This is a genomic window from Nocardiopsis aegyptia, assembly GCF_013410755.1.
Classification (GTDB): domain Bacteria; phylum Actinomycetota; class Actinomycetes; order Streptosporangiales; family Streptosporangiaceae; genus Nocardiopsis; species Nocardiopsis aegyptia.
In genome coordinates this window covers 6,834,619-6,858,243 of sequence record NZ_JACCFS010000001.1, presented here as the reverse complement: position 1 = coordinate 6,858,243, position 23,625 = coordinate 6,834,619, and the positions used below count along the sequence as shown (strand labels likewise).

General features: G+C 73.1%; 21 protein-coding genes. 9 read left to right on the top strand and 12 right to left on the bottom strand.

The genetic code is table 11. From position 1 onward, the window contains the following. Positions 1-17: 17 nt before the first annotated feature. Both HNR10_RS30440 and HNR10_RS30435 read left to right on the top strand, forming a co-directional pair. Positions 18-893, top strand: a complete 876-nt coding sequence (locus HNR10_RS30440) for an AraC family transcriptional regulator (RefSeq protein ID WP_179829391.1) — start codon at positions 18-20, stop codon at positions 891-893. A 203-nt stretch (positions 894-1,096) separates the two neighbouring features. Next, on the top strand, positions 1,097-2,449 hold the full coding sequence (locus tag HNR10_RS30435; protein WP_179829390.1) for a dicarboxylate/amino acid:cation symporter: 1,353 nt from the start codon (positions 1,097-1,099) through the stop codon (positions 2,447-2,449). A 46-nt stretch (positions 2,450-2,495) separates the two neighbouring features. On the opposite strand, the gene HNR10_RS30430 is transcribed toward HNR10_RS30435, so the two are convergent. The 5 genes from HNR10_RS30430 to HNR10_RS30410 all read right to left on the bottom strand — a co-directional run bounded on the left by HNR10_RS30430 (position 2,496) and on the right by HNR10_RS30410 (position 6,927). Further along, positions 2,496-3,350 carry an alpha/beta fold hydrolase gene (locus HNR10_RS30430; protein ID WP_312889466.1) on the bottom strand — a complete coding sequence of 285 codons (855 nt, stop codon included), beginning with the start codon at positions 3,348-3,350 and terminating at the stop codon, positions 2,496-2,498. Positions 3,351-3,689: 339 nt separating this feature from the next. Then, entirely contained in the window at positions 3,690-4,202 is a 513-nt protein-coding gene (locus tag HNR10_RS30425) for a hypothetical protein (protein ID WP_179829389.1), read from the bottom strand. Between the two features lie 108 nt (positions 4,203-4,310). After that, positions 4,311-5,534 carry an MFS transporter gene (locus HNR10_RS30420; protein ID WP_179829388.1) on the bottom strand — a complete coding sequence of 408 codons (1,224 nt, stop codon included), beginning with the start codon at positions 5,532-5,534 and terminating at the stop codon, positions 4,311-4,313. A gap of 180 nt (positions 5,535-5,714) precedes the next feature. After that, positions 5,715-6,200, bottom strand: a complete 486-nt coding sequence (locus tag HNR10_RS30415) for a MarR family winged helix-turn-helix transcriptional regulator (protein WP_179829387.1) — start codon at positions 6,198-6,200, stop codon at positions 5,715-5,717. Between the two features lie 49 nt (positions 6,201-6,249). After that, positions 6,250-6,927, bottom strand: coding sequence for a hypothetical protein (locus tag HNR10_RS30410; protein ID WP_179829386.1), 678 nt, complete (start codon positions 6,925-6,927; stop codon positions 6,250-6,252). Between the two features lie 109 nt (positions 6,928-7,036). Here HNR10_RS30410 and HNR10_RS30405 point away from each other — a divergent pair, with 109 nt between their 5' ends. Both HNR10_RS30405 and HNR10_RS30400 read left to right on the top strand, forming a co-directional pair. Further along, on the top strand, positions 7,037-7,603 hold the full coding sequence (locus HNR10_RS30405; protein ID WP_179829385.1) for a pyridoxamine 5'-phosphate oxidase family protein: 567 nt from the start codon (positions 7,037-7,039) through the stop codon (positions 7,601-7,603). A 269-nt stretch (positions 7,604-7,872) separates the two neighbouring features. Next, positions 7,873-9,522, top strand: coding sequence for an alkaline phosphatase D family protein (locus HNR10_RS30400; protein ID WP_179829384.1), 1,650 nt, complete (start codon positions 7,873-7,875; stop codon positions 9,520-9,522). Between the two features lie 36 nt (positions 9,523-9,558). Here HNR10_RS30400 and HNR10_RS30395 read toward each other — a convergent pair whose 3' ends face one another. Then, positions 9,559-10,257: a metal-dependent transcriptional regulator gene (locus tag HNR10_RS30395; protein ID WP_179829383.1), complete on the bottom strand. Its 699-nt coding sequence runs from the start codon at positions 10,255-10,257 to the stop codon at positions 9,559-9,561. A gap of 64 nt (positions 10,258-10,321) precedes the next feature. Further along, positions 10,322-10,528 carry a hypothetical protein gene (locus HNR10_RS30390; protein ID WP_179829382.1) on the bottom strand — a complete coding sequence of 69 codons (207 nt, stop codon included), beginning with the start codon at positions 10,526-10,528 and terminating at the stop codon, positions 10,322-10,324. A gap of 104 nt (positions 10,529-10,632) precedes the next feature. On the opposite strand from HNR10_RS30390, the gene HNR10_RS30385 reads away from it, so the two are divergent. Then, on the top strand, positions 10,633-11,553 hold the full coding sequence (locus HNR10_RS30385) for a LysR family transcriptional regulator (protein WP_179829381.1): 921 nt from the start codon (positions 10,633-10,635) through the stop codon (positions 11,551-11,553). An 11-nt stretch (positions 11,554-11,564) separates the two neighbouring features. On the opposite strand, the gene HNR10_RS30380 is transcribed toward HNR10_RS30385, so the two are convergent. Genes HNR10_RS30380 through HNR10_RS30370 form a run of 3 tightly spaced genes read right to left on the bottom strand, consistent with a single transcriptional unit; the run spans position 11,565 to position 15,347 of the window. Next, a complete protein-coding gene (locus tag HNR10_RS30380; RefSeq protein ID WP_179829380.1) occupies positions 11,565-12,683 on the bottom strand; it encodes a 5-methyltetrahydropteroyltriglutamate--homocysteine S-methyltransferase in 1,119 nt (372 codons plus the stop codon). Between the two features lie 41 nt (positions 12,684-12,724). Next, complete coding sequence (locus tag HNR10_RS30375; protein WP_179829379.1) at positions 12,725-14,374, bottom strand: thiamine pyrophosphate-dependent enzyme; 1,650 nt, start codon at positions 14,372-14,374, stop codon at positions 12,725-12,727. Between the two features lie 16 nt (positions 14,375-14,390). Continuing rightward, positions 14,391-15,347, bottom strand: a complete 957-nt coding sequence (locus HNR10_RS30370) for an ABC transporter substrate-binding protein (protein WP_179829378.1) — start codon at positions 15,345-15,347, stop codon at positions 14,391-14,393. 280 nt (positions 15,348-15,627) lie between these two features. Here HNR10_RS30370 and HNR10_RS30365 point away from each other — a divergent pair, with 280 nt between their 5' ends. Then, a complete protein-coding gene (locus HNR10_RS30365) occupies positions 15,628-16,275 on the top strand; it encodes a hypothetical protein (protein ID WP_179829377.1) in 648 nt (215 codons plus the stop codon). A 36-nt stretch (positions 16,276-16,311) separates the two neighbouring features. Here the strand turns inward: HNR10_RS30365 and HNR10_RS30360 are convergent, their stop codons facing one another. Then, complete coding sequence (locus HNR10_RS30360) at positions 16,312-16,677, bottom strand: ArsR/SmtB family transcription factor (RefSeq protein ID WP_179829376.1); 366 nt, start codon at positions 16,675-16,677, stop codon at positions 16,312-16,314. 53 nt (positions 16,678-16,730) lie between these two features. On the opposite strand from HNR10_RS30360, the gene HNR10_RS30355 reads away from it, so the two are divergent. Beyond that, on the top strand, positions 16,731-17,507 hold the full coding sequence (locus HNR10_RS30355) for an SDR family NAD(P)-dependent oxidoreductase (protein WP_179829375.1): 777 nt from the start codon (positions 16,731-16,733) through the stop codon (positions 17,505-17,507). Positions 17,508-17,522: 15 nt separating this feature from the next. Here HNR10_RS30355 and HNR10_RS30350 read toward each other — a convergent pair whose 3' ends face one another. Further along, positions 17,523-17,981, bottom strand: a complete 459-nt coding sequence (locus HNR10_RS30350; RefSeq protein WP_179829374.1) for a nuclear transport factor 2 family protein — start codon at positions 17,979-17,981, stop codon at positions 17,523-17,525. A gap of 176 nt (positions 17,982-18,157) precedes the next feature. On the opposite strand from HNR10_RS30350, the gene HNR10_RS30345 reads away from it, so the two are divergent. Then, positions 18,158-21,520, top strand: coding sequence for a DNA polymerase III subunit alpha (locus tag HNR10_RS30345; protein WP_179829373.1), 3,363 nt, complete (start codon positions 18,158-18,160; stop codon positions 21,518-21,520). A 160-nt stretch (positions 21,521-21,680) separates the two neighbouring features. Next, positions 21,681-23,480 carry a bifunctional metallophosphatase/5'-nucleotidase gene (locus HNR10_RS30340; RefSeq protein ID WP_179829372.1) on the top strand — a complete coding sequence of 600 codons (1,800 nt, stop codon included), beginning with the start codon at positions 21,681-21,683 and terminating at the stop codon, positions 23,478-23,480. The last annotated feature ends 145 nt before the right edge of the window (positions 23,481-23,625 follow it).

The window sequence follows — 23,625 nt, the reverse complement described above, 5'->3', positions numbered from 1 at the left end:
CAAGGGAGGAGAGAGCCATGCTGGACCGGTTGAACCGGGCTCTGGAGATGATCGAGGAGGACCTCGGGGCTCCGGTGGACGTGGCGGAGTTGGCGCGGGCCGCGCTGACCTCGGAGTACCACTTCCGCCGGCTTTTCTCCGCTCTGGCCGGGATGCCGCTGTCGGAGTACGTGCGACGCCGGCGGCTGACCCTGGCGGGCACGGAGGTGGTGGACGGCGACGACGGGCTGCTCGACGTCGCGGTGCGCTACGGCTACGGGTCCGCCGAGGCCTTCGCCCGGGCCTTTCGCGCCATGCACGGGGTCGGCCCCGGCGAGGCGCGCCGGACCGGCGCGGTGCTCACCTCCCAACCGAGGATGACGTTTCGTCTGACCATCGAAGGGAGTTCCGCCGTGCGCTACCGCATCGTCGAGAAGGAGGCGTTCCGGCTCGTCGGAGTCCGGGCCCGCGTACCGCTGGTGTACGAGGGGGAGAACGCGGCCATCACCGCGTTCGTCCGGGGGATCGACCCGGCGACCACCGAGGAGATCGGGCGGCTGTCCGACCAGGAGCCGCGCGGGGTCGTGTCGGTGACCGACGACGTCGACGCCCAGCGCCGCGAGGGCAGCGAACTGGACTACTACCGGGCGGCCGCCACCTCCGCGGCCGTGCCCGAGGGCATGGAAGGGCTGGAGGTGGCCGCCGGGACCTGGGTGGTCTTCCCCTCCGAGGAGGGACCGGAGACCTTCCCGGAGTCCCTGCAGCGACTGTGGGCGGACGCGTTCGCCCAGTGGTTCCCCGCCCACCCGGCCTACCGCATGGTCGAGGGCCCCTCGATGCTGCGCGTGGAGTACGGCGAGGGCGCCTCGTCCGCCGAGGCCGAGCTCTGGCTGCCCGTCGAGCGGGTGCAGTGACGAGGGAACGGGGACGCCGAACGCGGTAGGGGGCCGCCGGTTCCGGGCAGACTGGCCCGAGACCGGCGGCCCCGGCCCGGCGGCGGGCGCCGCATCGCGGCGACGCCGGTCACGGACGGCAACATGATCGTGACGTGTCAACGGCCGGGCATTCGGTATAAACCGACCATTCACTCCCCCGAGGACGAAGGACGACGAGGTCCATGGACTCCACCGCTGCACCGCGTTCGCTCTGGCGGCGCTATCTCGACATCCCCCTCATCTGGAAGCTGGCCGTCGCCCTGGTCGCGGGCGTCGTCGTGGGCCTGGCCATCAACCTGTCGGGCGGCGGTGCCTGGGCCCTGCCGGTGCTGGACGTCCTGGGCCAGCTGTTCCTGCGGCTGCTCCAGATGCTCGTGCTCCCGCTCGTGGTCACCACGCTCATCGCGGGCGTGGCGGCCGTCTCGCCCCAGCGGCTGGGCCGGATCGGCCTCAAGGTGTTCGGCCTCTACCTGCTCACCTCCGCGTTCGCGATCACGGTCGGGCTGCTGCTGGCGCTGGCGATCTCGCCCGGCACCGGTCTGCGCATGCCCGGTGAGGCCGAGGAGGCGGCCGAGGTTCCGGCCGTCAGCGAGACCCTCCTCAACATCGTCCCCGCCAACCCGTTCCAGGCCCTGGCCGAGGGCAACGTCCTGGCGGTGATGTTCGGCGCCGTCGTCTTCGGCCTGGCCCTGACGTTCATGCTCAACAGCGCCGACGAGCGCACCCGGAACCTGGCGGTGTTCCTCAGGCGCGGGGTCGACGGCGCGGTGGAGCTGGTCTTCAAGGTCATCCGCGGCGTCCTGGAGTACGCGCCCGTGGGCGTGTTCGGCCTGATCGCGCTCGTGCTGGCCGAGACCGGACTGGACGCGGTCCGTCCGCTGCTGGAGCTGACCGGGGCCGTCTACCTGGCGATCCTGCTGCAGATCGTCGTGTACGTGCTCCTGCTCCTGCTCGTCGGCGCGGGTGTGGGCCGGTTCTTCTCCGCGGCCAAGGACCCCATGCTGACCGCCTTCGTCACCCGCTCCAGCAGCGGAACGCTGCCGGTGACCTCACGGGCGGCCGAGCGCATGGGGGTCCGCGAGGGCGTGTACGGGTTCAGCCTGCCGCTGGGCGCCACCATCAACATGGACGGCACCGCCATCTACGTGGGCGCCGCCACCGTCTTCGTCGCCAACGTCGCCGGGGTCCAGCTCACCCTCGCGCAGCTGGCCACGGTCGTGGCCGTGGGCGTGCTGGCCTCGGTCGGCACGGCCGGGGTGCCCGGGGCGGGGCTGTTGATGCTGTCCATGGCCACCACCGCGGTCGGACTCCCGATGGGGCCGGTGGCCCTGGTCGCCGGGATCGACGCCATCCTCGACATGGGCCGCACCATGTGCAACGTCACCGGCGACCTGACGGTGACGCGCGTGGTCGCCGGAACGGAGAAGGGGATGCTGCGGCCCCCGGACGGCCCTGATGACGCGGAGGCAGCCGACGCGCCCGAGCGGGACCGGGCCGGCGCCCCTCCGTCGGAGGCCGGGGCCGGCGGGTCCTGACCGGCCGGGCCGACGACCGCACGCCGGCGGGCGGGGGTGCGTTCCCTCACCCGCCCCAGACGCGGCGGCGCCCGGCCTCCATGAAGCGGCGCAGGAGTTCGTTGAACCGGTCGGGGCGCTCCAGGTTGGGCAGGTGGCCCGCGCCCTCGATGATCTCCACGGTCGAGTCCGGCACCAGGACGTGCATGGACTCGGTGAAGTCGGGCGGGGTGAACTCGTCCTCCTGGCCGACCACCAGCAGGGTGGGAGCGGAGATGCGCTTGAGCAGCGGGATGTAGTCGGGGCGCTGCGCCCGGCCCAGCAGGGCGGCGGCGGCGCCCTCGGGCGGGGCCGCGTACATCATGGCGCGCACGTGGTCGGCGACGGCGGGCAGGTCGCGCACGTTGGCGGCGCTCATCATACCCACCAGCATGTCGTCGGTGTAGCCGCCCATGCCCTCGGTACGCAGCCGCTCGGCGGTCTCGGCCCGGGCGCGGCGGCCCTTCTCGGTCTCGGCGTGCGGGTTGGTGGCCGCCAGGACCAGGGCGTCCACGCGGTCCGGGAAGAGTCTGTACAGCTCCAGGGCGATCTGACCGCCCATCGACAGCCCGACCACGCCGACCACGTCCAGCTCCAGGTGGTTGAGCAGGGCGGCCAGGTCGCGGGCGAAGGTGTCCAGGGTGGTGGTGCCCGGGACGACGGTGCTGCGCCCGTAACCGCGCAGGTCGGGGGCGATCACCCGGTAGCCGCGACCGGCCAGTGCTCTGACCTGCGGTTCCCACATGGTGTGGTCGAAGGGGTGGCCGTGGATGAACAGGAGGGGGTATCCGGTTCCACGGTCGGTGTAACTGACGCTGATCCCGCGCACTGAGGCCGTGCGCGGGCCGTCACCGTTCGCGGTGTTCCTCGTCTGGTGTGCCACAAGATCCGATGCTAGTCACCCGCGCAAGGGGCGCGACAGGCAGCGGCGGCAGGGAAGGGCGCCCGATACGGCGATCGGGCCGCAGGCGGTCCCTCGACGCCTACGGCCCGTCGCGCGCCGTGACCCGCCGTCCTCGGGCACGGAGCCCGCGGCGCGCGCACGCCCGCCGCGGCGTCGGGGCGCGGTCACGCCCGACTACAGGAGGAGACGCCTGCGGCGGCGCCGGAGTTCGGCGCCGCCGCGAGGCTCGGGTCGGTGTCGGTGGTGGTCGAGCGTGCGAGAGCGGGGTCCGCACGCTGCAGGGCACGTCTTGGGGCGGACGTGACCGGAAGCGGACCTCTACCAGAGACGGTCCACGATGGTCTCGGCGTCCTCGGCCTGGTACTGGTAACGGTCGGGGTAGGCGGAGCGTTGCACGCCCTGGGCGACGTCGCCGATCGGCTCGTCGGCCCAGCTGTCGTCGGGGTAGACGAACTCCATCTCGTCGAAGAAGGCGTCGGCCGCCCAGCTGGGGTCGAGCCGGTCCTCGTGCGAGCCGTAGTGGTCGCGCTGCTGGAACAGGCCGACGCTGTCGCGGTCGCCGCCGGGCAGGTTGTCCAGGTGGGTCTCGACGATGACGGTGGCGATCGCGATGGTGGCGGCCTCCTGGCCGAGGTCGCGCTCCTTGGCGACCTCGACCACCTCACGGGCGTTGGCGACGTGCTCGTCGGTCATGTGGCCGGCCATGTCGGACTCCAGAGCGCCGTTGAGGGCGTTGGCGGCGGCCTGGTTCGCGGACGCGGCGGCGGCGGGGCCCGTGCCGGCCAGGAGGAGTCCTCCCGTAAGAAGCACGCCGGAGGTCACTGCAAACATCGACTTGGGTATCGATCCGATAAAGTTCATACGTGCAACGTACGTGATGACCTGCCCTTTTGCCTGGGGTGGGGCTGGTGGGAAAGACAACACCAAGTTTGAGCAACCTTAGGGGCGGGCAGGAATAGACGCTCGGGGTCGGAGGCGGACCAGGGCCAGAGCGACCGCGAGATAGGGGATCGCGACCAGCGTGAAGGCCACCGCGTGTCCCACGAACGCGTACGCGCCGGCGTAGAGCCCGTAGACGCAGACGGTGAGAACGTCGGTGCCCAGACCCGCCAGCGAGGTGACCGTGGCCCGCGCCGGGCCGGTGATACGCGCCTGCAGGCGGGCGTCGGCGACCACGCTCAGCATCTGGCAGGCACCGAATCCCAGGCCCAGCAGGACCCAGCCCACGGGAGAGCCGAGGAGGGCGCCGGCCGCCACCGCGACGGCGGCCAGGGCCGTGACCACGGCCAGGCCGATCGGCCCCAGGCGCTCGCCGACACCCGCGAACAGACCGCCGAGGGTGACCAGCACCCACACCACCAGGACGACCACCGGGACCGTCCGGGCGGGGACTCCGGCCTCGTCGGCCAGCAGCGGCACGTACTCGTCCAGCACGCCCCACAGGGCGGTGACCACGACGACCAGCGCGATCGCGCGGCGCAATGGGCGGCTCGACGCCGCTTCGGCCAGCCCACCGCGCAGCACCGCGGCGTAGCGGGCGGCCGCGGTGCGCGGCGCCCGCGGGCAGGTGTCGGGGAGGCGGTGCTCGGGCAGGGCGAGTGCCGCCGCGGAGCACAGCGCGCACGCGGCGACACTGGCGGCCCCGACCGCCGGATACCCGCCCACGGCCATGACGGGGACGGCGAGCAGGGTGGCCGTGCCCACGGCCGCCACGCCCAGGGCACGGGCCGTGCCCATCACGCGCGCGTAGCGGTCGGCCGCGCCCCGGCGGTCGAGTTCGCTGTGGACGAGTGCTTCGAAGGCGCCCGAGGACAGCGCGCCGCCCACGCCCCACAGGGCGAAGCCGAGCGCGAACACGGCGTAGGAGGGCAGCAGCAGCCACAGGGTGAAGCCGGCGGCGGCGAGCAGGGGTGCCGCGGCCAGGAGGTGGCGGCGCGGGACCACGTCGGCCCAGGCGCCCGCGGGCACGGCGACGACGACGCCGCTCAGTGCCCAGATGACGAACAGGGAGCTGATCTGGGCCACGCTCAGGCCCGTGTCGTGGAAGAGCAGGGCGTAGAGCGGGTAGAGGAGGATGAACTCCTCGAACAGGGCGTAGGCGAAGACGGGCCAGGTCAGACGGGACAGGCGCGTGCTCGGCGCACGCGGGGGCAGCGATGGCATGGAGGTCTTTCGGTCGGGCGGACGAGGACACCGGGGTGGGAGTGCACCCGGCGGGCCTCGTGCCCGGACCGCGGACCGTGTGGAGGATCAATGTCGTCGACGCATGCCCTCAGGATACGCGTCCGGCCCCGGCCGCGCGAGGGGAAATGCGTGCGCCGGCGCCCGTGTGCGGGCGCGCGCTCAGCCGCGCCGGACCTCTTCCGCCCAGGCCCGCAGTCCGGCCGCGAACCCCTCGCGCTGGCTCGGGGTCAGCTGTTCGAACACGCGCACCAGGGGGCCGGCCCGGCTGGCCATGAACGCGCGCATGGTGTCCTTGTGGTCGTCGGAGAGCGCCACCAGCACCCGCCGCCCGTTCTCCGGGTCGCGGTGGCGCACGACCAGGCCGACCCGGGACAGGTCGCCGACCATCTCGCTGACCGTGGACAGCCCCACGCCGAGCCGGGCGGACAGCTCCCCCACGCTCGGCCGCTGGTCGTGGGCGAGCTGGGCCAGGACGGCGCCGTGCCGGGCGGTCAGGTGGTGGTCCTGGAACAGGTGCCGCAGCTCGTCGGGCATCTCGGTGTGCGCGCGCCGGTAGTAGGTCTCCAGCAGGGGGACGTACCGCAGCGCCCCCTCGACCAGCTCACGGTCGGGTACACGCGCGCCGTCGTCGACATCCCCGTTCATGGGCCGATGGTATCGGTCCCGGGGATCGGCGCAGGTCGAACCGGGGTTCTCAGACCGGCCGGTACAGGACCGGAAGCGCGGTCATGCCGTGCTCCCGGAGCCGGCGCCGGACGAACCGGTGGAAGCCGGGTCGCACGAGCTGGCCGAGCAGGAAGGCGGCGGCCCCGCCGGGCAGGCGTGCGTAGTTGACGAAGGCGAACCGCGACGGTTCCAGCGCGCGCAGCGGCAGGGAGTTGTCGACGCCGAGCACGGCGGTGTACCAGCCGGCCAGGTCCTCCCACACCCGCACGCCGGCGTCGCCGTCCTCGGCCACGAAGTGGTTGAAGAGGTAGACGCCGTCGGCGGGGTCCTCGGTGTCGCCGATCCGGGCGGGGTTGACGGCCGGCATGACCAGGTCCGCGCCCAGGGCGCCGAAGTCCGCGGCCGCGCGGACCGCGTCCAGGCTCTGCGGCCCGTCGGTCTCCACCAGCATGGTCACGTCGAAACGGGGCGCGCCCTTGAGCGGGGGCATCAGCACGGCCTCGAACACCCTGGCCCCGAGCACGTCGGGGCGGTCGGCCAGGGCGCGGGCCGCCTGGGCGCACGCCTCGACGGCGTCGTCCCGTTCGGCGCTGGCGCGGACGAGGGGTGTGCGCGGCGGGTCGACGGTCAGCCCCGCGTAGAGGAAGCCGGACGCCGAGGGCGTGCGGAACGGTGCTCGGGGGTACCTCGGGTGCTCCACGGCCATGCTGTGCCTCCTCGAACAACACTTCGGATATCCGAAGTGTAACGCCGTCCCGCCGGGCGTGCGTCACCCGCCCGACCTCCGCCAGGTGCGCGATGGAAGACTCTGGGTCATGGCCAAGACCTTCGACACCATCACCGACCGGATGGCGCGGTTCCTCCTCGCCCAGCCGGTGTTCTTCGTCGGGACCGCGCCGCTGGCCGGCGACGGCCACGTCAACGTCTCCCCCAAGGGGATGAGCGGGACCTTCGCCGTCCTGGGCGAGCGCAGGGCGGCCTACCTCGACTACACGGGATCGGGCACCGAGACCATCGCCCACCTGCGGGAGAACGGCCGCATCGTGCTGATGTTCTGCGCCTTCGACGGGCCGCCCGACATCGTGCGCCTGCACGGCCGCGGCCGGGTCGTCCTGCCCTCCGACCCCGAGTTCGACGACCTGCGGGCGCACTTCCCCAAGGAGCGCACGACCGGCCAGCGCTCGGTCATCGTGGTCGACGTCGAGCGCATCTCCGACTCCTGCGGCTTCTCCGTGCCCCTGATGGACCTGCGCGGGGACCGCGACCTGCTGGACCGCCACCACGAGCGCCAGGGCCCCGACCACTTCCCCGGCTACTGGCGCACCCGCAACGCCGCCAGCATCGACGGCCTGCCCGGCGTTCCCCCGGAGCCGGTCGACTGACGGACGCCGCGGGCCACCGGACCGCTCCTGCGGGCGACTCCGTCCGGGCACGTGCTGTGCCGTCCGCCTGACAGAGCGCGACTTAGCGCAGTTCAGCGCGCCCCGACGTCCGATTGTGGCGACTTTCTGTAACCTTGTCGTCACGCATCGGGTCGAAACGTTCACCACGCCGTGGTTGGGACGTTCCGCCTCCCGTGGCCGGATGGAGCACGGTCCCGCTCGCCACCCGGCCCAGGGCGGGATCTTCGCCGAACCTCAGGAGACCGCGCATGTCCGGTACCGTCCCCTCCCCCCACGGCTCCCCCGCACCGACCCCCGTCGTGCCCTCCGCTCCCGCCCTTCCCGTCTCCGCCCACGCCACGTCCGCCACAGCGCTCGCCGCGACCCGCCGCCAGGTCCTGGTCGGCGGAGCCGTCGGCCTGGGCGCCGCCGCCCTGGCCGGCATCGGCGCGCCCGCCGCGCACGCCGCCGCCGCGCCCCGGGCGCGGTCGCGCGTGTCCGACCCCTTCACCCTCGGAGTCGCCTCCGGCGACCCGCTCCCCGACGGCGTCGTGCTCTGGACCCGCCTGGCCCCCGACCCCCTCGCCGAGGACGGCCTGGGCGGCATGCCCGACCGGCGGGTGCGGGTGCTCTGGCAGGTGTCCGAGAACGAGGACTTCCGCGGCGTCGCGGCCTCCGGGCACGTCGAGACCGGCCCCGAGGCCGCCCACTCGGTCCACGTGGAGGTCAACGGCCTGCGCCCCGGAGCGACCTACTTCTACCGGTTCCGCACGGGCAACGAGATCAGCCCGGTCGGCCGGACCAGGACCGCCCCGGCGCCGGGCTCCTCCCCGGACCGGTTCTCCTTCGCGTTCGCCAGCTGCCAGAACTACACCCAGGGCCACTACACCGCCCAGGCCCATCTGGCGGAGGAGGACCTGGACCTGGTGGCCTTCCTGGGCGACTACATCTACGAGGGCGGGGGCCAGGGCACCATCGGCCGCGGCCACCTGCCCGCGCACGAGACCACCTCGCTGTCCGACTACCGGATCAGGCACGCCCAGTACAAGACCGACGAGGGCCTGCGCGCCGCGCACGCCGCCTTCCCCTGGGCGGTGGTCTTCGACGACCACGAGGTCGAGAACAACTGGGCGGACGACACCTCCTACGGGCAGGACGTGGACCCCCGGGAGTTCCTGCGCCGGCGCGCCCGCGCCTTCCAGGCCTACTACGAGCACATGCCGCTGCGCTCGGCCCAGCGCCCGGACGGGCCGGACCTGCGGCTGTTCCGCCGGCTCTCCTACGGCGACCTCGTCGACCTGTACCTGCTCGACACCCGCCAGTACCGCAGCGTCCAGGACGACGTCGGACGCGACGACCCCGCCCGGACGCTGCTGGGGCAACAACAGCGGGAGTGGCTCTTCGACGGTCTGGCGGGTTCGCGGGCGCGCTGGAACGTCCTGGCCCAGCAGGTGTTCTTCTCCCAGCGCGACTTCGCCGACGGGGACGACACCGCCTTCAGCGACGACGCCTGGGACAACTACCGGGTGGAACGCGACAGCGTCCGCGACCGGCTCGCCCACGCCGCCAACCCGGTCGTGGTCACCGGCGACGTGCACGCCAACTACGTCTGCGACGTCAAGGCCGACTTCGACGACCCTGACTCGGCGACCGTGGCCACCGAGCTGGTGGGCACGTCCTTCACCAGCGGCGGCGACGGCCTCGACCAGCGCCCCACGGACGCCGTCCAGCTCCGGGAGAACCCGCACATCCACTACGTCAACCGCCGGCGCGGCTACGTGCGCAACGTGGTCACGCCCACCGAGTGGACCGCCGACTACCGGGTCGTGGACTACGTGAGCGAGCCCGGGGCGCCGGTCGGCGACCTGGCGCGCTTCGTCATCGACGAGGGCACCCCCGGCGTGCGCCCGCGCGGCTGACCGGGGCGGGGCCCCGCCCGCCCGCGGCGCGGGGCCCTACTTGGCGTCCGGGCTGATCCACAGGGCCTCGGCGGCGACCAGGCCCAGGTCCTGGGACCGCTCGGGCGCCCCCTCATCGGGGCGCACGGCGATCTGCAGCGATCCGGCGAAGGTCTGGCGCTTGAGGACCTCCACGGTCATGCCGATGCCGATGTCGATGTCGGCGAGGTAGCGCAGGAGGTCGGGATCGGTGTCGTTGACCCGCACGATCACGCCGCGGGTGCCCTGCTCGGCCTCCGCCAGCAGGAAGGATTCGCGCTCGACGATGCCGCCCTCGCGGGTGGGGATGGGATCGCCGTGCGGGTCCACCACCGGGTCGCCCAGGTGCGCGGCGATCCGGTCGACGAACTTGTCCGACACCACGTGTTCGAGGATCTCGGCCTCGTCGTGCACCTCGTCCCAGGAGTAGCCGAGTTCGGCGACGAGGTAGGTCTCCAGCAGCCGGTGCCGCCGCAGGACGGCGAGCGCGGCCCGGGTGCCGGACTCGGTGAGGCTGACCGCGCCGTAGCGCTGGTGCTCCACCAGGCCCATGTCGCTCAGCTTGCGGAGCATGCCCGAGACCGAGGAGTTGGACACCGACAGCCGCTCGGCCATCCCGGAGATCGTCACCGGTCCGGTGCCGCGCTCCTGGAGGTCGTAGATGACCTTCACGTAGTCCTCCGCCGACGTGGACGGTCGTGTCGGTGTGTCTCCCATGTCCGTTACCGTATCGCGTACCGTCGCAGGTCGAACATGACCGTTCCGCAACCTGTGGACGGTCTCAGGCGCCGCAGCGCTCGCGCGGGGCGTCCGGGTCCGGCCGTCCGCGCCAGAGGATGCGCGCGCCGCCGGGACCGATCTCACGGACCTGTACCGAACCGCACGCGCAGCGGATCCAGGCCGTCAGTCCCGTGCCGGTGCCGTGTCGGGACACCACGTGGAAGGGCTGGTCGTCGGGCCATCCGCAGTGGGGGCAGACGGTCGTCATGGCGCACCTCTCACTCGTTCGGTCGCGGTCCCCTTCAGCCTCCGCCCTCACAACCGTCAATGTCCAGGTTGAGTTTGTGAACGCGACCGTGAAGAATCACCTACATGATCGATCTGCGCCGCCTGCGCATCCTGCGCGCCGTCTCCCACTACGGCACGGTCACGGCCGCCGCGGAGGCCCTGCACTTCACGCCCTCGGCCGCCTCCCAGCAGATCCGCCAGCTGGGCCGCGAGCTCGGCGTGGCCCTGCTCGAACCCCGGGGCCGGGGCGTGCGGCTCACCGCCGCCGCCCAGAGCCTGCTGGAGCACGCCGACGCCATCGAGGCGCGCTGGGAGGTGGCGGAGAACCAGCTGCGCGACGCGGGCACCGAACCCGCCGGGACGCTGCGCGTGGCGGGCTTCCCCGTGGCGATGTCGCGCCTGCTCGCCCCCATGACGGCGGCCCTGCGCGACCAGTACCCGCGTCTGACCGTGAGCCTGCACGAGGCCGAACCGGGCCGGTGCCTGGACATGCTCTTCCAGGGCGAGATCGAGCTCGCCGTCATCGAGTCGTCCCCGAGCACGCCGCCCAGGTCGGACCCCCGCTTCGACCAGGAACCGCTGCTGGACGAGGAGCTGGACCTGGTGGTAGCCGACGGCCACCGCTTGGCCGAGGTCGGTGACGGCGCGGGTGTGGAGTTGGGCGAGGCGGCCCTGGAGCCGTGGATCCTGCCCACGCCGGGCAGCACCTGCCACGCCCACGCCATGTCGGCGTGCGGGGCGGCGGACTTCACCCCCGAGTGCGCCCACCGGGCCCTGGACTGGGGCGCCTGCGCCACGCTGGTCGCGCACGGGCTGGGGGTGGCGCTCATCCCCCGCCTGGCCGACTTCTCACCGGCTCTTCCGGTGACGCGGCTCCGGCTGCGCGGAGCGCCCGCCCCGGCGCGCAAGCTGCTGACCTGCACGCGCCCGGGCGGGCGAGAGCGCCCCGCGGTGGCCGCCGCCCTGGCCGAGCTCGACAAGATCGCCCCCGCGGCCGTGGCCTGACCCCGGACGGGTCAGCCCCAGACCTCCTCGGCGGTCTCCACGATCAGCCGCAGCTTGGCGACCTGCTCGTCGTAGGTCAGGTCGTTGCCCTCGAAGGTGGAGGAGAACCCGCACTGGGGCGACAGGCACAGCTGCTCCAGCGGCACGTGGCGGGCGGCCTCCTCGATCCGGCGCTTGAGCGCGTCCTTGCTCTCCAGCTCGCCGCGCTTGGTGGTGACCAGGCCCAGCACGACGAACTTGCCCTCGGGTACGAAGCGCAGGGGCTCGAACCCGCCCGAGCGCTCGTCGTCGAACTCCAGGAAGAACCCGTCGACCGCCAGCTCGTTGAACAGCTCCTCGGCGACGTGGTCGTACCCGCCGCGCGCCACCCAGGAGGAGCGGAAGTTGCCCCGGCACATGTGGGTGGTGACCCGCATCCCCTCGGGGCGGCCGGCCAGGGCCGCGTTCATCTGGCGGATGTACCGCACGTGCAGCCGGTCGCTGTCGTCGCCGCGCCCGTCGAGCATGCCGCGCTGGTCGGGGTCGTTGAGGTAGGCCAGGCTGGTGTCGTCGAGCTGGAGGTAGGTGCAGCCCAGCTCCCCCAGACCCCGGATCTGTGCGGCGTAGGCCGCAGACAGGTCCGCCCAGAACTCCTCCTGGTCCGGGTAGACGGCCGGGTCGATCGCGGCCGACCCGCCCCGGTAGTGCACCATGCTCGGCGAGGGGATGGTCAGCTTCGGGGTGTTGCGGGTGACGGTCTCGGCCAGGAACGAGAACGCGTCGCCGAAGATCGTGCCCTCCGAGCGGATGCGCTCGGCGATGCGCAGGCCCGACGGGGTGAACTCGATGTCGCCGCTCTCGTTGTGGAAGGTGACGGTCAGGTGGTCCTCGACCTTGGAGACACCGCCCAGCGCGTAGATGAAGTCCATGTGCCACGAGGAGCGGCGGAACTCGCCGTCGGTGGCCGTGCGCAGGCCGACGTCCTCCTGCATCCGCACGACCTCGCGGACGCACTCGTCCTCGATCGTGCGCAGCTCGTGGTCACCGACGGTTCCCTCGGCGTGGCCGCGGCGGGCGGAGAGCAGGCGTTCGGGGCGCAGGAGGCTGCCGACGTGGTCGGCGCGGAAGGGCGGCAGTGGCGTGGGTGGCATGCGTTCTCTCTCCGTTCGTGGTGGGGCGGCCCGGTCCCCGCTCAGGGGGCGAAGTCGGGGTCGGGGGCGACGGTGACGTCCAGGAGCAGCGGGGTCTCGCGCTCGGCCAGGCCGGCGGTGGCCTCGTCCAGGGCCCGGCACAGTTCGGTGTGCGTGGCGACCTCGACGGCCGGGCAGCCCAGCCCTCGGGCCAGCGCGGCCAGCGACACCTCGGGGAAGTCGGGCCAGGGGGCCTTGCCGCCGCCGTGCTCGGCCAGGCGGTCCATGACGGCGTAGCGGCCGTTGGAGAGCACGACGAAGAGCACACCGACACGGTAGCGGGCGGCGCTCCACAGGGCCTGGACCTGGTAGAGGGCCGAGCCGTCGCCGACCACCGCCACCACCGGGCGGGTCGGGGCGGCCATGCGCAGGCCGGTCGCCGCGGGCAGCGCGAAGCCCAGGCCGCCCATGGCCGCCGACAGGAAGCCCAGGGGCGCGCGGGCGGGCAGCAGGCGGTGCAGCCGCGGCCGGCTGGAGGGGGTCTCCTCGACCACGGCGGTGTCCGGGCCGACCCGTGCGGCCAGCGCCGCCAGGACGTGTGCCGGGCGCAGGGGCTCGCCCTCGGCGGGCGGCGCCGGTACCTCCCGGTCCGGACCCGCCGCCGGACCGGAGCGGGTCGGCGCGGGAGCGTTCGTGCGGTCGTCCACCAGGGCGGCCACCGCGGCCGTGAAGGCGGCCACGGGTGCGATGACGGCGAGGTCGGCCGCTCCGCGGTGGGCCTCGCCGTCATCGTCACCGACCATGGCCAGCCGGGTCCCGGGGTCCACGAGCGGGCCGTCGGCGTAGATGTACTGGCGCAGCGCGGGGGCGCCGACCACCAGGACGGCGTCGTGTCCGCGCAGGGCCGCGCGCAGCCGGGAGCGCTCGGCCGGCAGGTGGCCCGCGAAGAGGGGGTGGTCCTGGGGGAACCCGGCGCGGGCACCGAAGCTCTCCTGGAAGACCGGTGCGCGCAGCCGCTCGGCGAGGTCGGTCAGCGCCCGCCAGGCGGGTGCGCTGTCGGCGCCCGCGCCCACGACCAGCGCCGGGGAGCGCGCCCCGTCCAGGAAGGCGGCGATCTCGGTGGCGGCCGCGTCGTCGGGGGCCACGTGTAGCGGGCGCGCCACCCGGGCGGGGGCGGCGCGGGGCTGGTCGGGGTCCATCGGCCGGGCCCAGTCGTCCATGCAGACCACCACGAGCACGGGCCCGCGGCCCTGGACCGCCTCGTGGTGGGCGCGGGCCACGGCGCCGGGCACGTCCTGGGCGCGTACCGGCTGGTGGACGGCGACCGGGTAGTCCCCGGCCAGACCCTCCAGGTGTCCGGCCAGGAAGGGCTCGTGCGCGAGGTGGCGCCGGTCCTGCTGGCCGACCAGGACCACGAGCGGAGCGCGGTTGACGCGGGCGGTGGCCAGGGCGCCGACGGCGTTGCCGAGCCCGGCCGTGGTGTGCAGCTGGACGAGCGCGGGGCGCTCGCGGGCCAGGGCCCAGCCGGTGGCCATGCCCACGACGGAGCCCTCGTGCAGGCCCAGGACGAAGTCGATGTCGTCGGGCAGGTCCACCAGGAAGGGGACCTCGGTGGACCCGGGGTTGGCGAAGACCGTGGTCAGGCCGAGCTCGCGCAGGAGTCGCAGGGTGTGGTCGCGGACCGTCGCGGGGGGCCGGTGGTGGTCGGGCACGTGGTGGCTCCCGGGGTCAGCGGTACAGGGCGGTCAGGTCGGGCTCGGAGTCGACGATCCCGTCCTGGACCATGAGGTCGGCCAGGACGCCGATGGACTCCTCGTTGACCTCGGCGGGCCAGCGGGGCATCCGGACCTGGTCCAGGAGCTCCTCGTCGATCTCGGTGTAGGTGGTGACGATCCGGCGGACCTCGTCGGGGTTGGCCTCGGCGTAGGCGAGGGACTCGCGCAGGGCGGCGTCGAGGTCGTCGATGAGCTCGGGCTCCTCGGCGATCATCTGCTCGGAGGTGAAGTAGGTCGCCACGGTCAGTTCGGGGTGGGTGTCGACGAAGTTGGAGGCGATCTCGCGGTGGCCGGCCTCGATGGCCATCGTGGTGAACGGCTCGACCAGCCAGACGGCGTCGACCTGCTCGTTCTCCAGGGCGGAGGCCATGTCGGGCAGGGCCATCTCGACGAACTCGACGGTGGAGGGGTCGCCGCCGGCCTGGCGCACGGACTCGCGGACGGTGGTGTCGCCGATGTTGAGCAGGTTGTTGGCGGCGACGGTGAGGCCCTCCAGGTCGGCGGCGGTCTCCACGGGGCTGTCGTCGAGGACGAACACGCCGCTGAAGTCGGCGCCCTGCTCCCCGTTGGTGGCCACGCCGTTGGAGAAGACCTTCAGGGGCATGTCGTTGTCGCGGGCCACGAGCAGGGAGACGACGTTGCCGAAGGCGAACTCGAAGTTGCCGCTGATCACGCCGGGGATGGCGGCGGCGCCGCCGGAGCCGGGCTCGATGGTCAGGTCGATGCCGCGTTCGGCGAAGAACCCCTGTTCCACTCCCAGGTGCAGGGGTGCGACGTCGACGATGGGGATGGCTCCGGCGGTGACCTCGCGCAGTCCGCCGTCGCCGGTCTCGTCCTGGCCCGCGCCGCCGCAGGCCGTCGCGAGGAGCAGGACGGTGGCGGCGCCGAGGGCGCTCATGTGTGGACGCATGTGTCGCTCCTGAGTCGGTCGGCGGTCGGGGGGTGTCGCGCCTGGCGGTCCGGGGACCGGGCGGGGGTGTGGCGCGTGGCTTCCACGACGACCCGAAGTTGTACGTGTTGCGAACGAGTGTTCCGAGAGCGAACGTAAGTGATGCAGGTCACTCCGGTCAAGAGGTGCGGGGAGGGAGGGCGGGGCCACGGCGGACCGGATCCGCGCCGCACGCGGCCGTGGCGCTCCGGACGCGTTTGTTAGGCTCGCCCGTTGTCGCTCCCCCAACGGAAGGGCCGCCATGGTCAGCCCCCAGAACGCCTCCGACGGACGCGGCCGGATCCCGCTCATCGCGGGCTCGGCGACCGTCGCCGCGTTCCTGGCGGTGGGGCTGGTCGTCTACCTGCTCGTCCCCCGCGCCCTCTCCGTCGAGTACGAGCGCTACCAGGGCGACCGGGTCACCGTGGACCATCCGCGGGGATGGGCGGTGGAGGAGGAGATCGAGCCGCACGCGTCCTGGGGCGCGGTGCACTTCCTCCCGCCCGACGGGGACGAGGACTTCCCCGAGACGGCGATGGCCGTCGGCTGGTACAGCGGCCCGACCCACGAGGACGCCGGCACGGAGGCGGTCGAGGCCTGGAACGAGGCCGCGGCCGAGCTCGGGTTCGAGGACTGGGACCAGGAGGAACTCGACCCGGCGGACTACGCCGACGTACCCGGGGGCTGGGACGCCGCGATGTTCGAGGACACCTACACGGGCCTGGACAACACGGCCGAGATGTTCGGCTGGCAGGAGACCGAGCGGTTCAGCCTCGCCCTCCAGATCCACGTCGCGGAGTCGGACGGGACCATGGCGTACTGGATCGCCTGGTACGGGCCGCAGAGCGAGCGCGGCTCCTACGAGCGCGTCGTCCACGAGACCCTGGAGTCCTTCACTCCGCGGGCGTGAGAGTGCGGCGGACACCGGGTGACCGGTGGCCGGCCGTCAGCGGCAAGCGGCCGAGGAGTCGGTGCCGGGGGCGAGGTGGACGCCGCCGCCCACGTCCTCGGCGCCGGCCGCTCCCAGCAGAGCCCCGACCAGCCCGGGGAAGCGCTCGTCCAGGTCCTGGCGGCGCAGCGTGACGAAGCAACGGGTGCCCTCCTGGCGGGTGCGGGTCACCCCCGCATCGCGCAGGACCCGCAGGTGGTGGCTGAGCGTCGACTTGGCCACCGGCGCCCGCAACTCCCCCCAGCCGCGTTCGGCGCCGTCGGCGAGCACCCGAACGAGCCCGATGCGCAACGGATCGCTGAGCGCCGCCATCACGTCGGGCAACGACAGTTCCTCGGCCACCGGGTGGCGTGCGCGTCTCATGCCTCCATGCTAGCTTGTTCGATGTTCGACGAACAACGAACAAAGGAGTCGAGTTGACCGAGACGCAGCAGGACCACCAGCACACCGACCTCACCGGCCGGGTCGCCATCGTCACCGGCGCCGGATCGGGCATCGGTCGCGCCACCGCGATCGCCCTGGCCCGCGCCGGAGCCCGAGTCCTGGGGGTGGGCCGGCGCCACGAGGCGCTCCAGGCCACCGCCGCCCACCACCCCGGCATCGTCGCCCACCCCGCCGACCTGCGCGCCCCTGACGCCCCCGCCGAGGTGGCGCGGGCCGCGACGCAACGGTGGGGCCGCATCGACGTGCTCGTCAACAACGCCGGTGCCACCGCGATGATGCCGCTGGCCGAAACCGACGCGGACCGCGTCGCCGCGCTGTTCGCGCTCAACGTCACCGCCCCCAGCCTCCTGGCCGCCGCGGCCCTGCCGCACCTGCGCGACCAGAGGGGGACGATCGTCAACGTCTCCAGCACCTATGGCCACCGGCCGATGCCCGGCGCCGCCCACTACGCCGCCTCCAAGGCCGCCATCGAGCAGTTGACGCGCTGCTGGGCGCTGGAACTGGCCCCCGAGGGGGTGCGGGTCAACGCCCTGGCGCCGGGCCCCACCGAGAGCGAGGCACTGTCGGCAGCCGGGCTCACCGAGGCCGACGTGGCCCGGGTCAAGGAGAGTGAGGCCGCTCAGATCCCGCTGGGCCGCCGCGGTGAACCCGACGAGGTCGCCCAGTGGGTACTGCGGCTCGCCGACCCGGGAACGACCTGGCTCACCGGGCAGGTCCTCACCATCGACGGCGGACTCGAACTCACCTGATTCCGGGCCGCGCCCTCACCCGTGCGGACGCGTGGGCGTGCCCTGGTGGTACAGCACGCGCCAGGCACCGCCCTCGTCCCTGACCCAGAGCGAACTGCGCCGGGCCCGCACGCCTGCGGCCTCGGTCGCGTAGGTCAGGTGCACGACGCCCGGGGCGAGCGAGCGCCCCGACATTCCGTCGACCCGGACGCGGTCCTGGCCGGTCGACCCGGCCATGGTCGGCAGCGCCGCGAGGATCGACGCCCGGCCCCAGCGCCGCCCGGACCGGCCGACCTCGCTGAAGTCGGGGTGGAGCAGCTGCGCGGCCAGGTCCGGCGAGGTGCGGACTCCGGGATCGAGCAGGCGCAGTTCCGCGGCGACCGCCTGTTCGACGTCCTCGCTGCCGTCCGTGCCCTCGCCGTCGTCGATGCCCTCGTTCCGACCCGTGTGCGCACGTCCTCCCTCGGCGGCGGGATCCCCTGCCCTGTCGGCCATCCTGCGCCGGACGACCGTCCCCGCGCCACCCGGTTTTGCGTTTGGGCAGGTCAGGGGTTTGTGTTCGCGACGATCCGAGCTATGATTCGTACATAAGTTCGATTTCGGCACTTCTTCCCCATGGGTCACAACAGCACCCGTGCCGAACCCGGTGCACCACCCAGGGGAGGAACCACATGCCGCAGGCCCACGGGCACGCGGACTTCGCGCACCTGAACGTCGTCTCCTCGGCCTCGGCCCGCTACGGCACCACCCCGCCCGAGCGGCTCGTCGAACGCGCCGCGGAACTCGACATGGGTCTGCTCGCCCTCACCGACCGCGACGGCGTCTACGGCATGGTCAAACACGTACGCGCCTGCCAGAAGGCGGGCCTGCGCCCCGTCCTGGGCTGCAACCTGGCCGTGGCCGCGCCCGACGGCGGCCGCGTCACCCTCCTGGCCCGCGGCCGGCGCGGCTGGGCCTCCCTGTGCCGCCTGGTCACCCAGGCCCACGACACCTCGGCCGACACCCCCGCCCTGTCCCTCCACTCCCTGGCCCGGCACGCCGACGGCCTCGTCGTCCTGCTCGGCCCCGAGTCCGACGTCGGCACCGCCATGGCCCAGGGCCGGCCCGGCCTCGCCCACCGCCTCCTGGACCGCTGGCGCGCCACCGCCGAGACGGTGATCGAACTCGTCGACCACTACACCCCCGGCCACCGGCACACCGCCCAGGCCCTCCTCGACCTGGCCGCCCGGACCCGCACCCTGGCCGTGCTCACCAACGCCGTCCGCTACCCCCGCTCCACCGACGCCGAGGTCGCCCACGTCCTGGACGAGGCCCGCCGCTGGCTGCCCGGCGGGACCCGGCCCGGGCCCGCCACCGCCCAGGCCCACCTCAAGAGCGGCGCGCAGATGCTGGAGGTCGCCCGGCGCCTGTGCGGAGACGACGACACCGCCGCCCGCCGCCTGATCGCCCACACCAACGCCCTGGCCGCCTCCTGCGCCATGGACCCCGACGCCGACCTGGGCATGGACCGCGCCCACCTGCCCGACGTCCATGACCCACGCGACCGGCTCTGGCGCGACTGCGACGAGGGCCTGCACCGGCTCGGCCTGCACCGCGACCCCGCCGCCGTGCACCGCCTGGCCGGCGAGCTGGAGGTCATCGAGAACAAGGGCCTGTCGGCCTACTTCCTCACCGTCGCCGACGCCGCCGCACGCATCCGCGACAAGGGCATCCGGTGCTCCATCCGCGGATCGGGCACCGGCAGCCTGGTCAACCACCTGCTGGGCATCTCCGCGATCAACCCCCTGGACCACGGACTGCTCATGGAGCGCTTCCTCAGCCAGAGCCGCGTCGGCCTGCCCGACATCGACCTGGACGTGGAGTCCGCCCGCCGGCTGGAGGCCTACGACGCGGTCTTCGCCGCCTACCCCGACACCGCCTGCGTGTCCATGATGGAGACCTACCGCGCCCGCAGCGCCATCCGCGACGTCGGCGCCGCGATGGGGATCCCCCCGCACGAGATCGACGCCCTGGCCAAGGCCTTCCCCCACGTGCGCGCCCGCCGCATCCGCTCCGCCGCCCAGGACCTGCCCGAACTGCGCGGCTTCCAGGGCACCGGCCTGGGCTCGGCCGCCGCCCAGACCCTCTTCCGACTCGCGGAGAGCCTGGACGGCCTGCCCCGCCACATCGCCATGCACCCCTGCGGCCTGGTCGTCTCCGGCTCCACCCTGCGCGAGCGCACGCCCCTGGAACCCAGCCGCGCCGGCTACCCCATGGTCCAGTTCGACAAGGAGGACGTGGAGGAGATGGGGCTGATCAAACTCGACGTCATCGGTGTGCGCATGCAGTCGGCCATGTCCCACGCCCGCGACGAGGTGGCGCGCACCACCGGCGAGCACCTGGACCTGGACACCCTGCCCCAGGACGAGTCCACGTACCGGATGATCTCCTCCTCGGCCACCCTGGGCTGCTTCCAGATCGAGTCGCCCGGCCAGCGCGAACTCGTCAGCCGCCTGCGGCCCGCCGACATGGACGACCTGATCTGCGACATCTCCCTGTTCCGGCCGGGTCCCGTCGGCAGCGACATGATCACCCCCTACCTGGCCGCCCGCGACGGCCTGAGCCCGCCGATCCACCCCTCCCCCGTCCTGACCGACCTGCTCGCCCCGACCGGCGGGGTCGTGATCTTCCACGAACAGGTCATCGGGACCCTGCACGCCATGACCGGCTGCGGCCTCGACCAGGCCGAGTCGATGCGCCGCCGGCTCGGTACCGAGGAGGGCCGGGCCCAGGTGCAGCGGACCTTCACCACCATGGCCGACGAGTGCGGGCACGACCCGCGGATCGTCGAACGGGTCTGGGAGATCCTGTCCTCCTTCGGCTCCTTCGGTTTCTGCAAGGCCCACGCGGCCGCGTTCGCCCTGCCCACCTACCAGTCGGCCTGGCTCAAACGCCACCACCCCGCCGCCTTCTACGCCGGGGTCCTCACCCACGACCCCGGCATGTACCCGCGCCGCGCCATCATCGACGACGCCCGCCGCTTCGGCGTCCCCGTACTGGGCGTGGACATCGATCGCTCGGAGGACCAGTGGAGGGTGGAGGACGTGGACGGCACCTGGGGCGTGCGCGCCTCCCTGGCCGACGTCAGGGGGATCACCGCGGCCGAGATCGCCCGGATCCTGGCCGAACGCCCCTTCCACTCGCTGCCCGACGCCGCCAACCGGGCCCGCCTGTCCCGCGACGTGCTGGAGAACCTCGTCAGGGTGGGCGCCTTCGACGCGCTGTACCGGATCGGCTCCGACCCCGCCGCACCCCACCGCCGCGACCTCCTCCTCCAGGTCAGCGCCCTGGAACGCGCGGGCCGCACCAGTACCGACAGCGGCCAGATCCCCCTGCCGATGACGGGGGCCGCCCCGGCGCAGGGGACGCTGCCGGAGATGAGCGAGGACGAACGCGTGCGCGCCGAACTGGAGGTGCTGGGGTACGAGGTGGACCGGCACCTGCTGGACGGGCACGCCGAACTGCTGGCCGCCCTGGCCGCCGGGCACCGCCTGGTCCCCGCCCGCGACCTGCACCTGGTCCCCAACGGGCAGGAGGTGCTGGTGGCGGGGGTGAAGGTGGCCACCCAGACCCCGGCGGTGCGGTCGGGGCAGCGGATCATCTTCACCACCCTGGACGACGCGACCGGGCTGGTGGACCTGACCTTCTTCGAGTCCGTGCAGGACCGGTGCGCGGCCACCGTGTTCGGGTCCTGGCTGCTGGCCGTGCGCGGCAGGGTGCGCCGGTCCGGGTCGGGGATGGCCACCGTGACCGCCTCCCACGCCTACGACCTGGGCGAGCTCGGCGAAGCGTGGCATGAGTCCGGAGCCGAGGGCCTGGCCGACGCGCTACGGCCCCAGGGGTCGGTCCGGGCCTCCCGGGGCGTGGGCGGGCGCCGGATCCGCTACTCCAGCGGGTTCCGCGTCTCCCCCTACGCCGACCTGCCCCCGGTCACCGCGCCCCCGCGCGGGCTGTGGCACGCCAGCCCCGGCAGCTCCGGCGGCTCCGGCCGGTAGCGGCCGCCGGAGCGGTCTCCAGGGCGGCTGATGGGACAGCGTGCACCCGACGGGCGCGGAGGGTGCACCGATTGTTAACACCGGTGCACTTCCGTACCGCGGCACGTCTCACTAACCTGAAGCGCTCCCGCTTCCCCGAACCCCCGGAGGTAGAACCACCATGGCCGCGGACTCCCCCCTCTCCCGACGCGGTGCGATCGGCGGGCTCGGCGCCGCCGGCGCGCTGGCCCTGGCCGGGTGGCCCGGCACCGCCGCCGCCTCCTCCGCCCGCGACGCCCTCATCACCGTCATGGGCACGTCCGACCTCCACGGCTACTGCCTGAACTGGGACTACTTCAAGAACGCGGAGTACGAGAACGGCGACGGCGACCACATCGGCATCGCCAAGGCCGCCAGCCTGATCAAGCAGGTGCGGGCCGAGCGGGGGACGGACAACACCCTGCTCTTCGACTCCGGAGACACCATCCAGGGCTCCTCCCTGGCCACGTACTACAACACCGTGGAGCCCTTCACCGAGACCGGTGAGACCCACCCCATGGCGCGGGCGATGAACGCCGTCGGCTACGACGCCGTGGCCCTGGGCAACCACGAGTTCAACTACGGCCTCGCGCACCTGGACGCCTGGATCGAGCAGATGGACGCCCCCGTCCTGGGCGCCAACGCCGTCCACCACGGCACCGACGACCCCGCCTACAAGCCCTACGTCCTCAAGCGCATGCGGGTGACCTGCACGAACAAACCCGGCCGGCAGCCGCTGGTGGTCGGTGTGCTGGGGCTGACCAACCCCGGATCCATCATCTGGGACCGCCGGCACGTCGAGGGCGAGCTGGAGTTCCGCGACCTGGTGGAGACCGCCGCCCACTGGGTGCCGATCATGCGCGCCGAGGGCGCCGACATCGTCATCGTCAGCGCCCACTCCGGCGACAGCGGCACCTCCTCCTACGGCGAGGGGCTGCCGGTGGAGAACGCCTCGGCCATGGTCGCCGAGGAGGTCCCCGGCATCGACGCGATCCTCTTCGGGCACGCCCACCGGGACGTGCCGGAGCGGTTCGTGACCAACCGCGTCACGGGCGAGGACGTCCTGATGTCGATGCCCTCCTACTGGGGGCGGCGCCTGTCGGTCATGGACCTGGCGCTGCGCCGCGAGCGCGGCCGGTGGCGGGTCGTGTCCAAGAGCGCGGTCGCCCTCGACGCCAACACCGTCGAGGAGGACCCGGACGTCGTGGCGGCGGTCGAGGGCCAGCACGCAACCGCCGTGGACTACGTCAACCAGGTGATCGCGACCTCCACCGAGGAGCTGAGCGCGGCACGGGCGTGCTGGACGGACACCGCGATCGTGGACTACATCCAGCACGTGCAGATCGAGACGGTCCGCGCGGCCCTGGCTGGGACCCCGGAGGGCGACCTGCCCGTCATCTCCATCGCGGCGCCCTTCAGCCGCTCGGCGGTCTTCCCGGCCGGCGACGTCAGCATCCGCGACATGGCCGGTCTGTACATCTACGACAACACGCTCCTGGCCAGCGAGCTCACCGGCGCCCAGGTGCGCGCGTACCTGGAGTTCTCCGCCCGGTACTTCGAACAGGTCGCGCCGGGGGCGGAGGTGGACCCCGAGCGGATCACGAACGCGGGCGGCACACCGGACTACAACTTCGACCAGGTCGCGGGGCTGGAGTACGAGATCGACATCTCACGGTCCCCGGGGCAGCGGATCACCTCGCTGACCCTGGACGGGGCGGAGGTGGCCGACGACCAGCGCTTCGTCATGGCGGTGAACAACTACCGCCAGTCCGGTGGCGGCGGCTTCCCGCACATCGCCGACGCCCCGGTGGTCTACAACGAGCAGATCGAGGTGCGCCAGGCCCTGATCGACCACGCCACGGAGACCGGCACGATCGACCCGGCCGACTTCCACACGCCGAACTGGCGCCTGGTCCGCGAGGGCGGGCCCGTGTTCGAGTGAGCGCGCGGTGCCGGGTGCCGGGCCCCGGAATACCCGGCGCCCCCTCCTGGTTACACCCTTCGCAGGCCAGTGCGGTAGAAAGTGTCCCCCGGGCTCACACACAGCCTTCACGGAATACCGCGTCCGGCGTCCTACGGGGCGACCG